This window comes from Micromonospora sp. ABR4_055, from assembly GCF_056160425.1.
Genome location: NZ_JBSWXD010000329.1, coordinates 1 through 1,026, shown reverse-complemented (window position 1 = coordinate 1,026; position 1,026 = coordinate 1). Strand labels below are relative to the sequence as shown.

Below are 1,026 nucleotides of genomic sequence, written 5' to 3'. Positions count from 1 at the left end.
ATCGGCGACTCCCTCACGCCCGCCGCACCACCCAATACAGAAATGATCAACCAACATTCAGCGGCAACCGCGTCGGTGGATCGAGGCTCAGTTCGACGAGACTTTGCACAGCGCACCGGTATCAACAGATAGCCTACTTCCAGATCAAGACACCGTCCTCGACCACTGGCACATAGTCATGCATAGGCTGACCAGACTCTAGCGACCGCAGCATATCGCAAAGGAGGCTGGAGACCGAAGCCCAACCCTCATCACGCCTCGCCCCCTGCTCCGGCTCCGTGGTGAAAACCTGACCGTAACCTGGTCCAGATCTGTCGTGGTCCACGACGAGCAAACCCCCACACCAATCTATACCCAGGGGAAACCATCTCCGATGCCAACTGGCCACCATTGAGTAATCGGATTCATCCGACAGGAGACGGTTCTGGCCGCGCCACTCCTCGATCGCTTCAGAGGCGCCGATAAATCCAAATTCCGGCGCGATCTGGAAGGATTCCGTCGGGAGGTTGATCGTGCCATCGTGCCAGCTAAGCAGTCCTACTACTTCAGGGTGCAGCGGCTCCCCGAAGAGGGCGGAAACCTCGGAGAGGGTAGTCGCGGAGGCCGATGGTAGAAGGCTTTCCTGCGAGACCGGCGAATGCCGGAGGAGCCAGTTCTCAAGAACAACTAAATTGTCAGCTAACCGCATTTAGGCTCCAGTATCACACATGACCGCCACACTAAGGAATAGCACCCAGATTCTTACCGATTATCACCTATGGGGCATTGTCTATTGCCACATAGAAGGGATCGCGCTCAAGAATTCTATCATACGACAGAAACAGTCCCAACAAGTTCCCGGCAGCGCCGTTGTGGCCAGCAAGAATTGGCTTGACTGCCCAAGTCGAGGCCGTGCCGATAGCATCGTAGTTCGCATTCTGGTATGTTGACGAGAAGTAAGTAGTCCCAAGTCTCGTGGGGTTGGGCGACGCGGTTTGTGGGCATGCTGATGGTCGGCGTGGCCGGGTGTGGCGTCGCCGTCGCGGT

At 56.9% G+C, this 1,026-nt stretch carries 1 protein-coding gene; it reads right to left on the bottom strand.

Annotated features, from left to right (window positions below):
• Window positions 1–133: 133 nt before the first annotated feature.
• Entirely contained in the window at window positions 134–688 is a 555-nt protein-coding gene (locus ACXAHD_RS32215) for an SMI1/KNR4 family protein (protein WP_475055186.1), read from the bottom strand.
• Window positions 689–1,026: the final 338 nt, after the last annotated feature.

Bases quoted from the DNA above. Each gene is read 5' to 3' on its own strand.
- ACXAHD_RS32215 (WP_475055186.1), bottom strand. From the start codon at position 688: ATGCGGTTAGCTGACAATTTAGTTGTTCTTGAGAACTGGCTCCTCCGG.